This is a genomic window from Desulforamulus ruminis DSM 2154 (genome assembly GCF_000215085.1).
Taxonomy (GTDB): Bacteria; Bacillota; Desulfotomaculia; order Desulfotomaculales; family Desulfotomaculaceae; genus Desulfotomaculum; species Desulfotomaculum ruminis.
Window position 1 is genome coordinate 998,088 of the sequence record NC_015589.1, and the last position, 17,903, is coordinate 1,015,990.

Sequence of the window (17,903 nt, forward strand, 5' to 3'; positions counted from 1 at the left end):
ATTCATGAAAGGCCCGGTTGAAAGAGCGGCCTTCTGGTGGTATAATCAAAAAAACGGAATAAAACAGATTGATTGGCAATGGTGCTGGGGAAAGAAACAGTACCATTTTTTGTTGTCTTTGATACTTTGCCGGAGGTGTTTGATATGGCAATTCAGGAGGCGGTTATCTTCAATTCTCAAGGAGAACAAAAATGCTTGGCCAATTTAATTGGGGAGTTTCATAACCAGGCAGAGATAAAAGAGATAAAGGATTTATTATTGGCCTTGGGTATTAAGGCAGAGTATCTGCCGGGTGATAACATAAAGTCGGGGGTATTGCAAAAGGTCCATTTAAATCTTTATCATTCCCCGATCAGTGAGTTGTTCACCAAAGAAAGGCTGCAGGTTCGTTTTGGCCACCCTTATTTAACCGTTTCCTTTTTCGGTCCTTCAGAAACAGCGGGATCATTGAGGGATATTGGATCTGCCCTGGGTTTGCCTTCGCTCCAGGTGGAGCAGGTCATCCGGCAGGGTCTGCATTGTGTAACCGAAGGAATCAATCACTATGGTTCCGAACTTTTTGGCAAAAGAGTACTGGTTTTGTTGGAGGATCATAAAAAGGATTTGATTAGCCGGATCCTGGATGATCTGGGCATGAAAATAATTCCTATTCATCAGATTAAAAATCGTTATTTAAATCCGGATACTTTAAGGATGTTTATCCATGAAAGCCGGGTACAACTGGTAATTGGTGCGGATCAATACTGGCGTAGAAACGGGATGGGCTTTCCTTATCTGGAGTTGCCGGATTCCCGTCGGTCCTTTTTGGGGTTCAATGGTTTTAACAATCTTGCCAAGTCTATGGTGCTGGCTTTACACGGGGAATCTCCGTCATTCCATGAATAAAATACCCGGCCTGCAGTTGATCGGAGCCAGGATTTTAAAAACCGGTATTGCCGTGTCCCTGGCCATCTATCTTTGTACATTGTTGAATCTTGAACCCAAAGTTTTTTCCGCCGTTAGTGCCGTAATAAACGTTCAGCCCTCCATTTACCGTTCTTTTAGAAACGCCGTGGAACAAATATTAACCCACTTGGTTTCTGTAATCATTGCCGTCATCAGCGGCTACGCCTTAGGAACAAACCCCATAGTCATGGGGTTAACCTCCATTTTAATTATTGCCGCCAATGTAAAGTTAAAACTGGTGCATGGCATTGCCATGGGTGTGGTTGCCGGCATTTTTGTGCTGGATGCGCCCCAACATGATTTCTTAAGCCACGCCCTCACCCGGTCCTATGTCATTTTTGTAGGTTTGGCCTCGGCCCTGCTGGTGAACAGCCTTTTACCCCAGCCGCGGTACAACCGGTTGGTCTTAAAAAATCTAGTTGATTTAAATGACCAAGCCGCCAAGTTTTTTGAAGAATTGGTCAGGGGTTTTATTACCCTGGATCTCATCAGTCAAGAACAATTTGAGCAAAAGAGAAGCAAAATTAAGGAACATTTAAGGTTAACCCGAAGTCAGTTTGATCTTTTTAAGGATCAAAATAAGTATCTTAAAGGGAATTCCTCTGAGGATCAGGAAATCTGGGAAAGATACCTGGATTTTAGTGTCCGCTTATTTTATAAAAGTGTGGAGATATACAGCGCCACCCAGCAGCGGCTGCAGTGGCGGACCGAGAGAGGAGACCCTCCCATAACCAGCGAATTCCAAGAGGTTTTGGCCATGCTGGAAAGGGGGATCGGGTCTTTTGCCCAGTTGAATCATCAGCTCCGCCAGTATATTTTACACGGAGAGCCAATGCCCCGGGTTTCACCCAACGAGCAATTCTGGGAGGAATTAAGTTACTTTATTGACCGCTGGCATACAAGAATGACCGGAGCCAACTTCCTGCATGCGTTTATGTATGTTTCGGTGGTGGCGAACGATATCAAATGGGGCAACAGAACCATTAAAGAATTTTCTCTGACTGCAGAACCTGAATATGAAAAAGGAACACAACTAAAAAATAATGGTTAGAACACTGCCGGTGCGCAGTGTTCTTGCTTTTGGTCCCATGGCTTGTGGACCGGGCGGCATGATCAATCCATTTTTGTAATAAGTTAACAAGGATTTTTACGCATGGCTGTTTATCCAGGTGCCAAACTAAAGAGGAATTAAAAATGCATTCAATGAAGGGATTAAGATGGCTTTAAAGGGATTTCATCAAAATAAAAAATCCAAAGCCCTTTACATCGGGCTACTGCTGTTGCTGGTAGTGCCGTTATTTCTAGCCTTTAGAATCAAAGACTTGTCTCCCAGCAGCGGTCATGCTTCGGTTGGACCTCAGAAGAAGCCTCTCCAGGGGCCGGTGGTGATCGTTGATCCCGGCCACGGCGGGACCGATCCCGGGGCCTGCCGGGAGGGGGTTATGGAAAAGGATATTAACCTGGCCATTGCTAAAGAAATGAAAAAACTTACGCCTGACCAGGGATTTCAAGTGCGCCTTACTAGGGAAAAGGATATGGATTTTACCTCACAGGGTGTTTACAGCAAAAGGGCGGAACGATATGACCTTAATCAGAGAATTGCAGCCGCCCACCGGTGGGGAGGAAGTATTTTTATCAGCATCCATGTAAATTCCGGAGTCGGCCGGAACAAGGGACCGGAAATCTATTATTCGCCGCAAAATAAGGCTAGTTTAAGGCTGGCCGAGGCCATACAGCAGCAGTTAAACGAAGTCGCCGCAACCCCGGCCAAGGAGCCGAAGGCCGAAGAATTTTACCTATTTGATCATCTTAATATACCGGCAGTCATCGTTGAAACCGGGTGGTTGTGTAATGCGGAGGACCGCAATAAGCTTCAGGATCCGGCCTACCAGCATCAATTAGCCCTGGCCATCAGTCAAGGGATCAAAGAATTTGTTGAAGAGGGAAATTAGAGGGCTCAGGTAAAGCAATTTATCTGCCGGAGCGTCTGTGGCAAATGATATTGTTCCTGGAAGAGGGAATGGTATAATATTCAAGAACAACAGAAGAGGAGACGGCAACTTGAAAAAATTCATCTTTGCTTTATGCACACTGATCATCTTAATTACAGCAGGGTGTGGTGAAAGGGCGGAAGTAACAACCCGGTCTGAAATAAAGGGAAAGGATGACGGATCTCTACAGCTTCATTTTATCGATGTGGGACAAGCGGATGCCATACTGGTTACCACAGGAGAAGCCAATATGTTAATTGACGCAGGAAATAATAATGATGGGGAACTGGTGGTCAAATACCTGCAGGATCAAGGCATTGGCAAACTGGATGTGGTGATGGGCACGCACCCCCATGAAGATCATGTGGGAGGCTTGGATGTTGCCATTAAGCGCTTTGATGTGGGTGAGGTCTATTTGCCCCGGGTAACCCATACTACCAAAACCTACAGGGATGTTCTTGCCGCCCTGAAGGAAAAGCAAATCAAAGCGGTTGCAGCCGGCGGAGGTCAGAGCTTCCAATTGGGTCAGGCCAAGGTTGAACTGCTGGCCCCCAATAGTTCAAAATATAAAGAGCTCAATAATTACAGCATTGTTTGTAAAATAACCTTTGGAGATACCCGGTTTCTCTTAGCCGGAGATGCGGAAGAATTATCCGAACAGGAAATACTTCAAAAAGGCTATGACCTGAAGGCCGATTTACTGAAAGTTGCTCATCACGGCAGCCGTTCGTCCACCAGCGATGCCTTTTTAAAAGCGGTTTCTCCGAAAACAGCCATTATTTCCGTGGCCAAGGAAAACGATTACGGGCATCCTCACCGGGAAACACTGGAAAGACTCCGGCAGAGTGGGATTAAGGTTTATCAAACGGCAGAGTCAAGAACCATTAAAGTGGTTTCCGATGGAAAAAATATTGATATAAAAGAGAGCCGGCCCGCTCCTAAACTCCCTGCCGATCAGGAGATTCAGGGTGAAAAAATATATGTAGATAACACAGGGAAAGGTTTAATTAAAGGCAATATTAACAATAATGGAGATAAAATCTATCATTTACCCGGCCAGGTAAACTATGAACAGACCAAAGCCGAGCAATGGTTTAAAACCGAGCGGGAGGCCAAAGAGGCTGGTTTTAGGAGGGCGAAAAGATGAGGGCCATTGTGGATCGTTTTGAAGAAGAATGGGCTGTTTTGGAAGTGGAAGGATCTTTAATGTGGAATGTTCCAAGAGATTTTTTGCCCGAAGAGGTAAAAGAGGGGTCCGTGGTACAGTTCTTTTTCAGCTTTGATCCCGATGCAACGGCAGAGGCGGAAGAAGAAATTGAAACTCTGATTAACGACGTCTTTAAGTAAATTTGATCTTGAATGTATTAGAATCACAATAACTGGTAATAATATCCTCGTACTCATAATTTTTACGAGGAGTTGATTGTAAGTGGAAATGCTGACAAGAGTCGCCATGGTACTGGTGATTATTGGGGCGCTGAACTGGTTGTTGGTTGGTTTATTCAGCTACGACCTGGTTGCAGCCCTCCTGGGCGGCAGCTCGATGCGGGAATCCTCTCTTTTGAGCAGGATTATCTACAGTCTGGTAGGTTTGTCCGGCATTGTACTGATCCCAACCTTGTTCCGTGACAAAGCTCCTGCAGAAGAAAAACACTAAATAAAATAAGCCCCGGCCGGGGCTTATTTTATTTCTATGTACCTTGAAGTATAAAAAAGGTACATTTTTTATTATGATGCTATAAATAGAAAACAACCTTTACTTTACTAGAGTAATATATTACAATGTTGACCTAGAGCAATATATAATAACAATCATAAAGAATATTATTAATGGGAGGGTATTAATATGAGAAGGTATGTTATTCTTAGTTTTATGGTGATGATGGCATTATCATTGTTTACTGGATGCGGGAACAATAATGATTCATCGGGCAATTCCGCTCCAGAAAAAGCCACTTTTACAGTGGGGTTTGATAAAGAATTTCCCCCCATGGGCTTTGTGGCTGAAGACGGTTCTTATACAGGCTTTGACCTTGATCTGGCCAAAGAAGTGGCCACCCGCTTGGGTCTTGAATTAAAACTTCAACCAATTGACTGGAATGCAAAAAATATGGAACTGGATTCCGGAAATATTGACTGCGTCTGGAATGGGTTTACAATCAACGGACGCGAAAGGGAATATGAGTGGACAAAACCCTATATGAATAATAACCAGATTGTTGTGGTACTTGCCGATTCCAATGTGACCAAATTATCCGACCTGGCAGGAAAGATTGTAGGGGTCCAGGACGATTCCAGCGCCTTGACAGCCATTGATGGCAATGCGGAATTTAAGAATTCCTTAAAATCTCTGGTGAAAACACCAACGAATTTAAATGCTTTGATGGAACTGGAGTCAGGAGCGGTGGATGCGGTGGTGATGGATGAAATTGTTGCCCGGTATACCATTGAGAAAAAGGGCGCCAATTACAAAGTACTAGATGAATCCATCGGCGCTGAGGAGTTTGGCGTAGGCTTTAAGTTAGGCAATAAGGAATTACGTGATAAAGTAGAGGCTGCATTGATTGAAATGGCCAAAGACGGCAAGCTTGCAGAAATCTCAGATTCATGGTTTGGTAAAGATATTACAACAATTGGCAAATAAATTGCAGCCAGGAAAAATACGGGAGTGCTAATAGGTCATGGGAAACGGTTTTTTATCCGATGAAATGTCGGCCATCCTTAGTCAGTTGACTGCGGGATTATTCACCACGGTAGAAATTTTTATCTTAACATTGGTTCTGTCAATGCCACTAGGATTACTAGTGGCATTTGGCCGAATGTCAAAAAATCCATTTTTGCGCTGGATCATTAAGATCTATATTTCGATTATGCGCGGTACGCCGCTGATGCTGCAACTGATGATGGTTTACTTTGGACCTTACTATATTTTTGAGGTATCCATCAGCAGCGAATACAGATTTTATGCTGTTTTAATCGGTTTTGTACTGAATTACGCCGCCTATTTTGCAGAGATATTTCGTGGAGGCATCGAGTCAATGCCCGCCGGACAATATGAGGCAGCGCAGGTACTGGGATTTGGCAGAGTACAGACCTTTTTCCGGATTATTTTGCCACAGGTTATCAAACGGATATTGCCGGCCATAACCAACGAAGTGATTACGCTGGTCAAAGACACCTCCCTGGCAACGGTTATCTCTGTGGGAGAGATGTTTACTGCGGCAAAGGCCCTGGCGTCCTCACAAGTATCCGTTCTTCCCTTTATTGTGGCCGGAGTATTTTATTACATTATGAATTATGTGGTGGCATGGATCATGGAAGGCTTTGAGAAACGAATGAATTATTTTAAATAGGGGCATAAAACCATGAATTTACTTGAGATAAAAAATATCCGTAAATCCTTCGAAGAGTTAGAGGTATTAAAAGATATTTCTCTGACCGTAAAAAAGGGACAAGTGCTGGCCATTATCGGACCTTCCGGCTCAGGAAAGTCCACTTTGCTTCGTTGTGCCACATTGCTGGAAAGAGTGGATTCCGGCAGTATCTACTATAAAGGGGAACCCATGGTCGTCAATAACAGAAATGGACAAGCGGTCTATTCTGAGCCGGCGCAATTGAAGAAAATCCGCTCCTATTTTGGTCTGGTTTTTCAAAACTTTAATTTGTTTCCCCATTTTTCAGTGCTGAGGAATATTACCGAAGCACCCATTCATGTAGCCGGCCAAAGGAAGGAGCAGGCCCTGGAAACCGCTCTTGATTTACTGCGGCAAATGGGCTTAGAAGATAAAGCGGAGGCCTACCCCTATCAATTGTCCGGCGGTCAGCAGCAGCGTGTTTCCATAGCGCGGGCACTGGCCCTGCAGCCCGATGTTTTATTTTTTGATGAACCTACCAGCGCCTTGGACCCGGAGCTGACGGGCGAGATTCTTAAAGTGATTCGGGAGCTGGCCGGCAAGCATATGACCATGGTGATTGTTACCCATGAGATGGACTTTGCCAGAGAAGTGGCCGATCATATCATCTTTATGGACGGCGGCGTGATTGTAGAGCAGGGCAAGGCCTTTGACCTGGTCAATAATCCGCAGCAGGAAAGAACCAAATTGTTCCTGAAGCGATTGGGAGCAGAATAAATAATGTGCAAAAAGAACCCTAAATGATTGAATTGCGCAGCCTTTTGGTTTTCCAAACATAAAAAAAGAATAGAACGCGGATTTTTCGGATTTCCACGGATTCTCGCGGATTTTATAATTTTTTATATCCGCGTAAATCCGTATCATCCGTTCAATCCGCGTTCTATTTCTTATAGCCCGGTTGTTCACTGGCTTATCTACCTGTTCTTTGAGGCTCTATTCTAAGGCGTTTTGCGATTTTTATCTTTGTTAAATAAATAGGTTTACATTGGCGCTATCCGCTTCGCCCAGATAAGTGGCCACTCCTGCAAACTCCAAGCCGTCGATTAACTCCTCGGGCCGAAAGCCCATGACCTCCATGGACATGGTGCAGGCAATCAATTTTACTCCCAGGGTGGTGGCTGTGGCCATTAAATTTTGCAGGCTTTCAACCTTTTTTTGTTTCATAATGCTTTTCATCAGGATGGCCCCCAAGCCACCAAAGTTCATTTTGGAAATCCCCAGTTTTTCCGGTCCCTTGGGCATCATCCAACCAAACATTTTTTCCATGAAAGACTTTTTACCCGGCATATACTCCGGTTTGCGCAAAATGTTCAATCCCCAAAAGGTAAAGAACAAAGTGACCTCGTCGCCCATGGCTGCCGCGCCGTTGGCAATAATGAAAGAGGCCATGGCTTTGTCCAGGTCGCCGCTAAAGACGATAATGGTTTTTTTCAATGGGACATGCCCCCTTACTCTTTTTGCATCACTGCTCGGATAACGCCGTCCTGTTCTTCCAGGGAAAGGATCTGGCAATGGGTCTTTTGGGCCCAGACGTGGACATCTTTCTTAAAACCCGGATCCGTTACCTCAATAATTAGGGTGTCTCCGCTGTCCGCTTCTTTGTAGGCTTTAAACAACTGCACAATGGGTCCCGGACACTGAAGGCCCCGGGCGTTAATCGTAATCTCAGCCATATAAAGCAACCTCCCTGATTTTATTGTAGTTCAAAGGGGTAGCCCACAATACCGCCATCCAGTATAGAGACGTTGGTAAAGCCCATGTTTTTTAATTTCAGGCTGGCCACATAAGCCCGCAAACCGACCTTGCAGATCAGAATAATTTCCTCACTCCGGGGACGGTCCTTCAGCCTTTCCGTTAAGCGTTCGCCTGGAATAGAGGTGGAACCGGGAATGCTGTAAAGAATATATTCCTCCGGCGACCTCACATCAATGATAGAGGCTCCGGCAGCCAGCCGGTCCGCCAGTGCAAAGGGCGACACCCCCCGAAATTTACCGGTTAACTTGTTTAACATAACATTGGCCGCCAGGATGGTGGGACCCATGGCGGAAGAAAAGGGGGGCGCATAAGCTAAATCCATGGCGCTTAAGTCCTCAACCCGGGCCTTTAAGCTAATGGCCGTGGCCAGGATATCCACGGTCTTATCAATGGCGCCCTCTCCCACAACCTGACCTCCCAACAACCGATGGGAGGACTTTTCCGCCACCAGCTTAACCAGGAGTTGGCGGCTTCCCGGGTAATAATGCGCTTTATCCAGGGAGGGAACCAGTACGGTTTCAATATTGTAGCCCTGGGAACGGGCCTCCTTTTCGGTAAGACCGGTTTTGCCCGCGGCCATCTTAAACACTTTTACAATGGCGGTGCCCAGGGCGCCGGGTAAAGAGGCCCGGTTTTCGCCCACGGCGTTGGCGCCGGCGACCCTGCCGGCCTTATTGGCAATGGAACCCATGGGCATCCAGGCGGCTTGGTTGGAGACCAGATGAGTGACTTCCGCACAATCCCCCACCGCATAAATGTCCGGAAGATTGGTCTGCATATGAGCATTGACCTGGATGGCGCCCGTGGAGCCCAGAGCAACGCCTGCCCGGGCGGCCAGCTCAACATTGGGACGAATACCGGTGGATACCACCACCAGATCCGCCGGAATATTTCCTGCACTGGTTTCTACCGCGGCGACTTTACCCTGTCCTTGATCAAGGAAACCGGTCACCTTGCTGCCAAGTCTCAGTTCCACACCCTGCTCAATTAAGTGAGACTGGATTTTTAAGGCCATCTCCGGGTCAAAGGGGGCTAAAACATGATCCGCCAGTTCAACGATCACCGTTTTAATGCCCCGGTGGGCAAGGTTTTCAGCCACCTCCAGGCCGATGAGCCCGCCGCCGATAACCACTGCCTGCTTAACGTTTCCCCGGTCAATCAATTGGCGGATAAAGCTGCCGTCGGTGACCTTACGCAGCGTATAAATATTGGCTAATTGAATGTTGGGAATGGGGGGAAGTACCGGGTAGGCGCCGGTGGCAATAATTAATTTATCGTAAGGGTATTCCTTGCGTTCCCCGGTAGCCAAATCCTCAGCCAGCACCCGCTTTTGGTCGGGTAAAATATCGGCCACCTCATGGCGGATCAAGATATCAATATCATAGTTCGATTTGAAATCTTCCGGGGAGCGGACCAGCAGTTCCCGTTCCTCGTCGATGACGCCGCTTAGATAATAAGGCAATCCGCAGCCGGCGTAAGAAATATGCTGATCCCGGGTCAGGATGGTAACCTGCCAGTGGGGATTTTCCCTCTTGGCCTTCACGGCCGCCTTGGTTCCCGCGGCCACGCCACCAATAACCAATAAAGCAGGATGACTCATAACTCATACTCCTTCCGGGTCTTCCAGCAAGACCCTGACAATTTTTTTTACCTTTTCATTGACCACCGAGTAAACCACTTCCGTACCCTGGCGCCGTCCTTCGATAATTCCCTTGGCCCGCAGAATGGATAACTGCTGGGATACCGTGGACTGGGGTATATCCAGGCAGGCCTGGATTTTACTGACGTTGCACTGGCCCCCCATTAAACCCTCCACAATACATAGCCGGGTTGGATGAGCAAGGGCCTTTAAGAGTTCTGCCGGGGCTTCAAACTTATGAACTTGTGCCATAGGGCCCTCCGCAAAGTTTATTATCAACTTATTTAAATATTACAATAATACGATTATAGGGTCAAGAATGATTTATTGATAAAGCCATTATTTTTTAGCAGTCGGTTTAATCGATCACGGTTCCCTGCTCCTGGACCTGAGTGAAAATATCCAGCCACTCCTCTTTATAGATAATCATATTGGGATCTTCAGGGTGTTCCCCCTCCCGGTAATCCAAAAGTTTCAAGCTTTCTAAATTTCTCAGGGCCTGGTTTACCTCCAGTTCGGAATAGCCCAGATTTTTTCCCATTTCCCGGAGGGGATAAATCAGCATGCCGTCCGGAGAGGCATGTTCTTTTACAAAAAGAAGTACATTCCGGTCCAATTCTTCCAGGCTGGCTAGACTTCGTGCTTTACGCAAGGCGGATCCCTCCTTTTTGGGCATAGTATTCCCCCAAAAGGGAAAAAAGCTTTCGAATATCCTGCATCTTCTTCATTTTGGTCCAATTTAATAAAAGGGTTGTCCCAAAGGCAAACTGGTATTACCCGGCAGGGTTGGTTATAATTGAACCAGAAAATGTCACGGAGGAATGACCATGTCCCTTTTAAAATTTGTTCACTGTTCGGATATTCATTTGGGAAGACAGCGCCTGGGCGGTAAACTGCCTGATTCCGATTTTGCCCGGGCCTTTGCCTATATCGTAAATTACACGCTGGATACCGGGGCCGATGCGCTGCTCATTGCCGGAGATCTCTTTGACTCGCCTAATATTCAGCCGCCCTTTTTACAGCAGGCAACCGCTTGCCTGCGGCCTTTGCAGGAAGCGGGTATTCCGGTTTTTGCCGTAGAGGGAAACCACGACCGGGCCACGGTGACCGGGGAATCCATCAGTTGGGTCCGCTATTTAAGCGATGCCGGCATACTTCACCTTTTATCCATCCCCTTTACTCCGGAAGGTCCGGTGCTGACTCCCTGGGATTTGCAGAGCCGGCAGGGTTCTTACTATGATTTTAAAGGCGTCCGCATCGTCGGTTCGGCTTATCTGGGGGCCGGGACCATCCGGAGAGCCCGGCTGATTGCCGAGGAAATGGCCCGCTGGGACCGGAAAGAAGTGGCAGCGGTGATCATGCTATTGCACGCCGGACCGGACTACATCGTGCAGGAGGGCGGGGGGTTCTCCAAAGAAAACCTGGAATTTCTCCATGAGCGGGTGGATTATCTGGCCCTGGGACATATTCACAAACCGATGATGCACGGAGGATGGGCCGTTAACCCGGGCTCACCGGAACATGTGCGCCTGGAAGAGTGCCGGTATGACGGACAGCCCCGGGGAATGGCGGTGCTGGAAATGGATCCTGCCCTGCCGGAACCGCTGCTTAAGGTGGAAATCCGCTCTCTGCCCAGACGGAAAATTTATACCCTGCGCTATGACTGTTCCCCTCACGGAAATAAAATCAAGCGGGCCATGGAAGGAATAAAGGAAGATATCGAGGCGGCTGTAAGGAGTAAAGATATGGAACCGGAGGCAGCCCTGCGGCTGGAACTGACCGGGGCGGTTAATCTGGGGCGCATCCGGCTGGACACCGAAGCACTGGCTCAATACCTGGAGGAGAAGATTCCCTTGCAAGCAGTGGAGGTCCATTCCGGAGCGCTCCAACCGACCCGTGCCGAAAGCAGCAGTCATGAGGGTCCAGAGGGGCCTCCCTCCCGGGAGGCCTTAGAGCTTGCGGCCATTGAAGAACTGGTTGCCAACCAGCCCCTTCCGGGACTGGAAGGGGAGGCCGGTGAGCTGGCCCGGTTTTTTTATCAATTAAAAGAAGATGTTCGGAACCGGGCCTCTGTTCAGGAGATAAGGGAAAGGCTGGAATGCAGTCCGCTGGTATCCCGGCTGCTGTCCCAAACCGAGGAGCTGGTGCAGCCCGAAGCGGTGGTGGCCGCTGCCCGGGACAGGAGGGAAGTTTAAATGTGGATACAAAAAATCCGCTTGAAAAATATTAAAAGTTACGGTGAGGGAGACCAGGGCCAGGGAATTTTTATTTCCCTGGAGCCGGGGGTCAATCAAATTGCCGGTAAAAACGGCGTTGGCAAAAGCACCATTATCGAGGCCGTTGGGTATGTGCTTTTTGATGCCGATCCCGTGATGGGGAATGCCAGAATGGCCAGGAATACCTACTTGCTCAGAAACGGCTCAAAATCCGGAGAAATTGATCTGTGGGTGTGGGGGCAGGATTGCCTCTACCGGGTGGAACGGGACCTGGGCAACGGAGGCCGCCGCTGGAAAGTGGTGCGGGAAGACGATCACTTTATTGAGGCTGAAGGAGATAAGGAAGTCCGGGAATTTTTGGCCAAGCTTGCCGGAGTGGACCGGCCTGAACGATTGCCGGAGGTTTATTACAGCCTGTTGGGCGTAAAACAGGGCCGCTTTACTCTTCCCTTTGATTTGAAGCCCGGGGAGGCAAAAAATCACTTTGACCCTTTACTGGACGTGGATATCTTCCGGCAGTGTTTTGACCAGTTGAAAGAACCCGCGGACCAGATTCGCCAGGACATCCATACCCTGCTTACTGAAATCAGCGGACTGGAAGGACAAATGGCCCAGCTTCAGGACGCTCCGCTGCGGCTGGAGGAAGGGATTAAGGAGGCGGCTCATTGGGAAGAAATGGTGCTGCAGTGCCAGCGAAGTCTACATAAAACTTCCGTGGTGGTAAAACAGTTGGATGAACAACTGAACCGTCTGCAAAAAACCCGGTTAGAAGTCACCCAAATCCGGGGCCGGATGGAGGGATGCCAGGCTGAGGTAGAGGTGGCCCGGGCCAGAGTTGCGGAGGCCCGGCAGGCTCAAGAGACGCTGGAGCAATGGCAGGAACATTACCGGGCTTTTCTGGAGGTGGAAAAACAAAGGACCCTGCTGGAAGAAAAGCGCCAATCCCGGGACCGGCTGCTAAAGGAATTGGCTGCCCTGGAGCGGGAGGAAACCGGTTTAACCCGGGAGATGGAAGCTGCCGGCAGCGCAGCGGCCAAGGACCGGGGGCAGGCCGAAGCAAAAAACAAGGAATATGTCTCCCGGTGGCAAACCTGGACCCGGGAGCGGGACCGGCACAGGACAGGAGAAACGGAGGTCAAAAAACTCAGCCAGCGGGCGGAGGAGATGAAAAATGCCTTGATTCAGGTGGTGGAGTGGCTGAAGGCCATGACCACCCTGAACAAGCAGGCCATTGATCAAATGGCTGAACTGGAGACCGTCTACAGTTCCCTGGATGATCAAATGGACTCCCGGGTGACAACCGCCAGGGAGGCCCTGAAACGGGCTGAAAAAGCTGAAGAGGATTGTCGGAGCAGGCTGGAGCGGATCTGTCAGGATCAAATCGGCCTGGAAAAACAATTAAAGGAACTTTCTTCGGGAATGTGCCCCTTGCTGGGGACCGCGTGCAATCAGTTCAATCCGGATAAGGCCAAAGAGGATTTAGCCCATTTAAAGGATACGGTAAAACAGGTGACCGAAGAATTTGACCGGCACAGGTTAAACAGCCAAGGATGCAAAAAAGAACTGGATCTTTGGCTGGAGGCCGAGAAAAAACAAGTGGCAAAGCTGGCTCAGGAACGGCAGTTGGCCAGCAATATTTTCGGTCTGGCTCGGCAAATGGAGGACGCCCCGGCCAGGGCAGCCGCTGAAAGACTGGGTTTAGAAATACAGGGTCTGCCGCCGGAGATTCCTCCCATCCCGGGGCTGGAGGAAATCAAGGTGTCCACGGTGGAGAGCTGCCGGACCTTGGTCGAATCCATGAAAGCAAGGCAATTGAAGCTGTATGGGTACTATCAGCAGTGGTTTCCCATAGTAGAGGATTTAATCAAAGGGGCACAGGATGCGGCAACCCTGCGGGTTGCCCAGGCCAAAGAACTGGCCGGGGAGGAACGGGCTTTAAAATCCCTGACCCAGGACATTCAGACCTTGCTGCAAAGTGCCGAAGGGGCTGAAAAAAGGGTTATGACTCTTCAACAAAACCTGGAGGAACTGGGGCAAAAGATAAAGGAGCGGCTCAAGAATCTTCAGGAATATGAACACTTAGACGCCCAAGGGGTTGAGAACGACCGGAGGAAAGCAGAGTATCAGCCGGGATACACCCGGTATCTGCAAAACCTGCCTGCTGCGGAAAGGTTCAATGCATACAGCCAAGCCCTGCAAAATAACCTAAAAGCTCTGGAACAGGTAAAGCTGCAACGGACGGAAGCGGAACAAAGGCTGCAGGAGGAACAGGACCGCTACAGCGAAGAGGAGCACCTAGGAGCCAAAGAGGAGTTGGCCCGGGCCAATCTCCTGCTGGGAGAGGCCAAAAGTAAGCAAAAGGACGCCCAAAGAATTTTGCAAGAACAGCAAAACCGCGTGCAGATTTTAAACAAGCTGAATCAACTGCGGGCAAAACAAATGGGGGAACGGGCCCGCCTGCAGGCCCAGGAAAAAATAATCGAGAAAGCCCGGCAAATTTTAAAAAATTCTCAGGAATTAGTGGCCAGGAGCCTCACTTCCCGGGTGGCGGCCCGGGCTCAGAATATTTACAACGCCATGACCCGGGATGCCTCTCAGTTTAGCTGGCGGTCCGGGGATTACAGCTTAAGTTTAACCACCGTGTCGGGAGAGAAAAGGTTTGCCAGTCTTTCCGGAGGTCAGCAGATGAAGGCGGCCTTGGCCATGCAGTTGGCTTTGGTGAAAGAATTTTCTTCAGCGGGGTTCTGCGCCTTCGACGAACCCACCTACGGGTTGGATGTGGAGGGCCGGGAACTGCTGGCCGAGGCCATTGCCAGTTCCCAGGAGGAATGCCGGTTTGAACAACTGCTTTTGGTTTCCCACGACCAGGCCTTTGATGACAAAGTTGAATATGCGGTGAAGCTGGATTATTCTCCTCTGGAAGGAACCAGAATTTAGCGGGTTGCTGAATGAATCAGGTTTAATAATTTGGTAAAGGCCAAATTAAATTCGGTGATCTTGGTTTTTAATTCTTTATTAATTTGCTGCAGGTTTTCAACAGACTTTATTAATCCCACGGTTCATCCTCCTCTGCTTTTATATTCGTTTTACAGCAAAATTGTTAATAAATGAGGATTTCGCGGTTAAAAATAGACGAAGAATAATTAAAATATGATGATGAAAAGGCACCGGCCTCCGGTGCCTTTTCACTATGGTTATCAGGGCACCGGTCATTCCGGTGCCCTGATGATTTAAGATCCATAACCTTGTATTCGTTGTATTTCCAACGGTTCTCTAGACCCGGCAATGACCGGGGAACAGGGGTGAAAGGAAAGCGGAGGGTTGTTATGTAAATTACCCCCCGGTTATGGCCGTTGGCGGTGTGCCTGTGCCATTGGCGCCGGCGTAAATAATGTTTTTATCCATGATCCGGGGCCTGCTGCCAAGAGATGCGTTAAACGCCCGAATATGGCATTTGACCGAAAATGAATGGGAAGGTCAAGAGTTGGCGGCTATAATTACATCACCAAAAAAAGCGAGGTGATGGTTGATGGAAAAGATCAGAGGAACCGATGCAACCCCAGGGGTTGGCTGTTCCGGGGCGGGACCCGTAGAAAACCCAAGGACCATGGATGTTCACAGCCAGGAATATTTAGCACTGATTATGTCCCAGCAACTTCGATTGAGTTTAGGACTCTTTGCCATCTTTATTATCATTCTTTTGGGTTTGCCTTTATTTAATTTTTATTTGCCGGAACTGGCCAATGCTCGTCTCTTTGGTTTTACCCTGAGCTGGCTGTTTCTGGGGGTTCTTTTCTATCCCCTTACCTGGGCGGTGGCCTACATTTATGTAAAGCGTTCATTAAAGCTGGAATATCTCATTGCCCAACGGGTTGTGGGTCTTAAAAGGGAGGGAAGGTCGTGAGTGAGATTGCCTGGATTCCATTTGCCTTTGTAACACTGCTGGTGGTCGGTACCATTGGTTTAGGATTTTATGTTCAGCGGTCGGTACGCAGCGCGGCGGACCTCTACGTGGCTTCCCGCTCAGTCAGCGTATCTTTAAATTCCGCCGCTGTTTCCGGGGAATACCTTTCAGCAGCTTCCTTTATGGGCATCGCCGGCATGGTTATGAAATTTGGCTATGATGTACTATGGTATCCCACCCTTTATGCAGCCGGCTATCTGTTTTTGTTGCTTTTCATTGCCAGCCCCCTGCGGCGTTTTGGCGCCTATACCATTCCGGATTTTGCCGAGGGGCGTTTTTCCAGCCCTCTTTTTCGTAAAATTGCGGTAATCTTCGTGCTGATTATTGGGTTGTTTTACACCATGCCTCAGATGAAAGGGGCCGGGGTGGCCCTGGTTAATATTCTGCACACTCCTTATTGGGTAGGAGTCCTTTTAGTTGGCGCGGTGATTACTTTTAATGTATCCCTGGGAGGAATGAAAGGAATTACCTTTGTGCAGGCCTTTCAATACTGGATCAAAATGTTTGCCATTTCCCTTCCCCTGTTTATTCTTTTTTCGGTGCTGGGGGGCTACCCCGGTCATATGGCTCAGATTGGCAGCACCGGTGAAGAAGGAAACAAGCTGCCCCGGTTTACGGAGGACAGCACCATAGTCTACAAGCCCACGGCGCCGGCCAACGAAATTACTTTTCCGGCTGCCGCTCAGGCCACCTTTGTGAACGGAGCCCAAGTGGCCATTACCACCGCCAAGCCCCTGGAAAAGGGAAGCGGCTCCATTTTACCGGAGAATCTGGTGCTATCCGGACTGCCCCAGCAAAAATATACTCGGGAAATGGCGGGCAAAAAGGTGACCCTGTATCAATTTCCGGCGGGCAGTTTGGTTACGGTGGCAGACCCCATGGCGGTATCCGGCAGCGGAAAAACCGTACCGGTCAAAATGACGGTATATCCTGTGGATAATCAGGAAAGCGTACAAATTTTTTATGCCAAGGGCGAGATCGTACCCAATGCTCCCCCGGATAGAGCCTGGATTGAACCCTATGGTCCCTTTACCGATAAATATGGACACCCGCTGCTGTACACCTATTCACTGATCCTGGCCATCATCTGCGGTACGGCGGGCCTTCCCCATATCCTGGTGCGATTTTACACCAATCCGGACGGCCAAACGGCTAAGCGGACGGCTTTCTGGGTCATTATATTGCTGGGCTGCTTCTATCTGTTTCCGCCCATGTGGGGCGCTTTGGGCCGAAACCTGGTACCGCAACTTTACGCCGTTACCGGGGGGGCCTTCAGCACCGACTCGGTGGTGCTGATGCTGCCGCGTTTATTAAACGGCACCTTCCCTTACCTGGGGGATCTGCTGGCCGGGATTACTTCAGCCGGAGCCTTTGCGGGATTTATGACTACTTTTTCAGGGCTGCTGGTATCCATTACCGGGGCGCTGGCCCATGACATTTACGGCAATATGATCAATCCCCAGGCTTCTCCGGGCCAACGTCTGACCGCCTTCCGGGTGGCGGCCGCCGCCGGCGGAATCATGGCCGTACTGCTTGGCACCGTGGTTGAGAATTTTGATATTAACATGATGGTGGGGTGGGCCTTTGCCATTGCTGCGGCTTCCTATTTCCCCATGCTGATTGTAAGCGTATGGTGGCGGCGGACCAGCGTTGCCGGTGCGGCCGCCGGGATGCTGGGAGGGGGAATTTTAGCCCTGCTGGCCATTGTATCGGTTATGCTGGCGGATAAAAAGGTGATTCCGGCCCTAAACGCCTATTACGCAGCCCATCCGGTCATCCGTTCCCTGGCGGAACAGCCCGCCATTTGGGCCGTTCCCCTGTCCCTAAGCCTCATTTTTATTGTTTCCTTACTGACTCCGGGGGGAGTGCCCAAGGATGCGGGGTACAAAATGCTGGTGCTGCATGCACCTGAAGAATTGGGGTTGCGGGATGAATACATTAAGGAAGAATCCAAGCAGACACCGGCAGGCGCCCATTAAG

19 protein-coding genes are annotated in these 17,903 nt (G+C 49.1%); 13 read left to right on the plus strand and 6 right to left on the minus strand.

Annotated elements, in window-relative coordinates; all coding sequences use genetic code 11:
- Window positions 1-144: 144 nt before the first annotated feature.
- The 9 genes from DESRU_RS04935 (at window position 145) to DESRU_RS04975 (ending at window position 7,066) form a co-directional block, all read left to right on the plus strand.
- A complete protein-coding gene (locus DESRU_RS04935) occupies window positions 145-885 on the plus strand; it encodes a nitrogenase component 1 (protein WP_187290613.1) in 741 nt (246 codons plus the stop codon).
- Window positions 878-1,996 carry an FUSC family protein gene (locus DESRU_RS04940; protein ID WP_013841016.1) on the plus strand — a complete coding sequence of 373 codons (1,119 nt, stop codon included), beginning with the start codon at window positions 878-880 and terminating at the stop codon, window positions 1,994-1,996. The genes DESRU_RS04935 and DESRU_RS04940 overlap by 8 nt, the downstream gene beginning before the upstream one ends.
- Before the next feature lie 166 nt (window positions 1,997-2,162).
- Complete coding sequence (locus tag DESRU_RS04945; protein WP_013841017.1) at window positions 2,163-2,897, plus strand: N-acetylmuramoyl-L-alanine amidase family protein; 735 nt, start codon at window positions 2,163-2,165, stop codon at window positions 2,895-2,897.
- A gap of 109 nt (window positions 2,898-3,006) precedes the next feature.
- Window positions 3,007-4,083, plus strand: coding sequence for a ComEC/Rec2 family competence protein (locus DESRU_RS04950; protein ID WP_013841018.1), 1,077 nt, complete (start codon window positions 3,007-3,009; stop codon window positions 4,081-4,083).
- Window positions 4,080-4,283, plus strand: a complete 204-nt coding sequence (locus DESRU_RS04955; protein ID WP_013841019.1) for a DUF3006 domain-containing protein — start codon at window positions 4,080-4,082, stop codon at window positions 4,281-4,283. The genes DESRU_RS04950 and DESRU_RS04955 overlap by 4 nt, the downstream gene beginning before the upstream one ends.
- A gap of 82 nt (window positions 4,284-4,365) precedes the next feature.
- On the plus strand, window positions 4,366-4,593 hold the full coding sequence (locus tag DESRU_RS04960; RefSeq protein ID WP_013841020.1) for a DUF378 domain-containing protein: 228 nt from the start codon (window positions 4,366-4,368) through the stop codon (window positions 4,591-4,593).
- 189 nt (window positions 4,594-4,782) lie between these two features.
- A complete protein-coding gene (locus tag DESRU_RS04965; RefSeq protein WP_013841021.1) occupies window positions 4,783-5,580 on the plus strand; it encodes an amino acid ABC transporter substrate-binding protein in 798 nt (265 codons plus the stop codon).
- Window positions 5,581-5,617: 37 nt separating this feature from the next.
- Window positions 5,618-6,289: an amino acid ABC transporter permease gene (locus DESRU_RS04970; protein WP_013841022.1), complete on the plus strand. Its 672-nt coding sequence runs from the start codon at window positions 5,618-5,620 to the stop codon at window positions 6,287-6,289.
- A gap of 12 nt (window positions 6,290-6,301) precedes the next feature.
- Window positions 6,302-7,066, plus strand: coding sequence for an amino acid ABC transporter ATP-binding protein (locus DESRU_RS04975; RefSeq protein WP_013841023.1), 765 nt, complete (start codon window positions 6,302-6,304; stop codon window positions 7,064-7,066).
- Window positions 7,067-7,315: 249 nt separating this feature from the next.
- On the opposite strand, the gene DESRU_RS04980 is transcribed toward DESRU_RS04975, so the two are convergent.
- From DESRU_RS04980 to DESRU_RS05000, 5 genes are all read right to left on the minus strand, one after another.
- Window positions 7,316-7,783 (minus strand): DsrE/DsrF/DrsH-like family protein, encoded by a 468-nt coding sequence (locus tag DESRU_RS04980; RefSeq protein WP_013841024.1) that lies wholly within the window; start codon window positions 7,781-7,783, stop codon window positions 7,316-7,318.
- Between the two features lie 14 nt (window positions 7,784-7,797).
- Window positions 7,798-8,022 carry a sulfurtransferase TusA family protein gene (locus DESRU_RS04985; RefSeq protein ID WP_013841025.1) on the minus strand — a complete coding sequence of 75 codons (225 nt, stop codon included), beginning with the start codon at window positions 8,020-8,022 and terminating at the stop codon, window positions 7,798-7,800.
- A 20-nt stretch (window positions 8,023-8,042) separates the two neighbouring features.
- Entirely contained in the window at window positions 8,043-9,704 is a 1,662-nt protein-coding gene (locus tag DESRU_RS04990; RefSeq protein WP_013841026.1) for an FAD-dependent oxidoreductase, read from the minus strand.
- Between the two features lie 3 nt (window positions 9,705-9,707).
- Window positions 9,708-9,995 (minus strand): ArsR/SmtB family transcription factor, encoded by a 288-nt coding sequence (locus tag DESRU_RS04995; protein ID WP_013841027.1) that lies wholly within the window; start codon window positions 9,993-9,995, stop codon window positions 9,708-9,710.
- A 106-nt stretch (window positions 9,996-10,101) separates the two neighbouring features.
- Complete coding sequence (locus DESRU_RS05000; protein ID WP_013841028.1) at window positions 10,102-10,395, minus strand: hypothetical protein; 294 nt, start codon at window positions 10,393-10,395, stop codon at window positions 10,102-10,104.
- Between the two features lie 175 nt (window positions 10,396-10,570).
- Here DESRU_RS05000 and DESRU_RS05005 point away from each other — a divergent pair, with 175 nt between their 5' ends.
- Both DESRU_RS05005 and DESRU_RS05010 read left to right on the plus strand, forming a co-directional pair.
- Window positions 10,571-11,938: a metallophosphoesterase family protein gene (locus tag DESRU_RS05005; protein ID WP_013841029.1), complete on the plus strand. Its 1,368-nt coding sequence runs from the start codon at window positions 10,571-10,573 to the stop codon at window positions 11,936-11,938.
- On the plus strand, window positions 11,939-14,896 hold the full coding sequence (locus tag DESRU_RS05010; RefSeq protein ID WP_013841030.1) for an AAA family ATPase: 2,958 nt from the start codon (window positions 11,939-11,941) through the stop codon (window positions 14,894-14,896).
- Here the strand turns inward: DESRU_RS05010 and DESRU_RS21450 are convergent.
- On the minus strand, window positions 14,893-15,015 hold the full coding sequence (locus DESRU_RS21450; protein ID WP_013841031.1) for a hypothetical protein: 123 nt from the start codon (window positions 15,013-15,015) through the stop codon (window positions 14,893-14,895). The two genes, DESRU_RS05010 and DESRU_RS21450, sit on opposite strands and share 4 nt — an antisense overlap.
- Window positions 15,016-15,488: 473 nt before the next feature.
- Here DESRU_RS21450 and DESRU_RS05015 point away from each other — a divergent pair, with 473 nt between their 5' ends.
- The gene (locus tag DESRU_RS05015; RefSeq protein ID WP_013841032.1) at window positions 15,489-15,863 is read left to right on the plus strand and encodes a DUF485 domain-containing protein; all 375 of its coding nucleotides are present in this window, start codon (window positions 15,489-15,491) and stop codon (window positions 15,861-15,863) included.
- Window positions 15,860-17,902, plus strand: a complete 2,043-nt coding sequence (locus DESRU_RS05020) for a sodium/solute symporter (RefSeq protein WP_013841033.1) — start codon at window positions 15,860-15,862, stop codon at window positions 17,900-17,902. The genes DESRU_RS05015 and DESRU_RS05020 overlap by 4 nt, the downstream gene beginning before the upstream one ends.
- Window position 17,903 lies beyond the last annotated feature (1 nt).